Annotated in this window: 1 protein-coding gene and 1 other RNA gene; both read left to right on the forward strand. The window is 39.0% G+C overall.

The features are described 5' to 3' along the window. Positions 1-49: a transfer-messenger RNA gene (ssrA, locus tag CDZ78_RS10980) on the forward strand; the annotation flags it as partial. Positions 50-215: 166 nt separating this feature from the next. Then, entirely contained in the window at positions 216-1,463 is a 1,248-nt protein-coding gene (locus CDZ78_RS10985; protein WP_087870055.1) for an integrase domain-containing protein, read from the forward strand. Positions 1,464-1,709: the final 246 nt, after the last annotated feature.

Below are 1,709 nucleotides of genomic sequence, written 5' to 3' on the forward strand. Positions count from 1 at the left end.
AAAGGCGGAGTGCTTGCGGACGGGGGTTCAATTCCCCCCGTCTCCACCAAAATTAAGTTCAGCAAGATTTAAAATAAACCCGAAACACCTTGGTAACTCTAGGTTTTCGGGTTTTTTTATGCCTATAGCATCCTATAAGGTTTCATAAAATCTTAGCTTTTTAGTAACACTCATAGTAACATCACCCTAACTTCATCAAATGCGGTGTTACTAAAATGGCCAGAGTTACTAAACCACTTACCAATACAGAAGTAAAACAAGCAAAACCTAAAGACAAGGAATTTAATTTAGTTGATGGTGATGGGCTTGCTCTCAGAGTAAAACCCAACGGCTCTAAATTATGGATATTTAATTACTTTAGACCCTACACCAAAAAACGTACCTCTTTAAGCTTTGGCTCATACCCTGCCATATCGTTAGCAGATGCAAGAAGCAAACGCGCCACAGCAAGGGAATTACTCGCAAAAGAGATTGACCCAAAAGAACACCGCGAAGATACTAATCGTTTAAATGATATAGCCCATAACAATACGCTGGAACATATCGCCGAAAAATGGCTAGCTGTAAAAAAAACAACTGTTTCTCAAAATCATGCAACAGATACTTGGCGTTCACTAGAACTTCATATATTTCCAGATTTAGGCAAAATACCTATTCATAAAATCACAGCAATAAAAACAATTGAAGTGATTCAACCCATTGCCGCTAAAGGTAGCCTAGAAACAGTAAAACGTCTCTGCCAGCGTCTTAATGAAATAATGGTATATGCAGTCAATACAGGCATTATTCCCAATAACCCATTAACGGGGATCAGCAAAGCTTTTCAGTTACCCGTAAAACAGCACTTGCCAACACTGACACCAGAACAATTACCAGAATTAATGTCTACCCTATCACGGGCAAGTATAAAATTAACGACTCGCTGCCTGATTGAATGGCAGTTGCATACTATGGTTAGACCCAGTGAAGCAGCAGGAACACGCTGGGATGAAATTGATTTTGATAACGGACTTTGGAATATTCCAATAGAACGCATGAAGCAGAAGAAAGCGCATATCGTTCCCTTAACGCCACAATGTTTAGCCATATTAGAAGTGATGAAGCCAATCAGCTCGCGTAGTGAATATGTTTTCCCTTCAGATAGAAACCCCAAAACGCATACCAACTCCCAAACGGCTAATATGGCATTAAAACGAATGGGATTTGATAAGCAGCTTGTCGCACATGGCTTAAGGTCATTAGCCAGCACCGCCCTGAATGAACAAGGTTTTGATGGTGATGTTATTGAAGCGGCATTAGCTCATACTGGCAAAAACGAAGTACGTAACGCTTATAACCGAGCCAACTACCTTGAGCGCAGAAAGCCCGTTATGGACTGGTGGAGTAATTATATTGATGAAGCTGCAACGGGCAATATGAGTATGACGAGTAAAAAAGGACTTAAAATAGTTGCACATAGTTAAACTCCATTTTGTAAAGATTGATTAGCCATTGCTTTAATAACTGAAGTTTCCCAATTATTGAGTAGCTGAAATACACAATGCTGGTGTATCGAGGTTTATTTTAGGTGGTTTTGCCATGTTTATAGCAAACCCCTACTTAATTCCCCTTAGGCAATAGCATTTGAAACGAATGAAAAGACTATTTTTTTCATATAGTTGTAGCATAGTTTCAATTTTACCATAAATAATTATTGGGAAACTTCAGTT

Origin of the sequence: Bathymodiolus platifrons methanotrophic gill symbiont (assembly GCF_002189065.1) — a bacterium.
Taxonomy (GTDB): Bacteria; Pseudomonadota; Gammaproteobacteria; order Methylococcales; family Methylomonadaceae; genus Methyloprofundus.

Excerpts from the sequence above, each read along its gene's own strand:
- CDZ78_RS10985 (WP_087870055.1), top strand. The coding sequence starts at position 216 with ATGGCCAGAGTTACTAAACCACTTACCAATACAGAAGTAAAACAAGCA.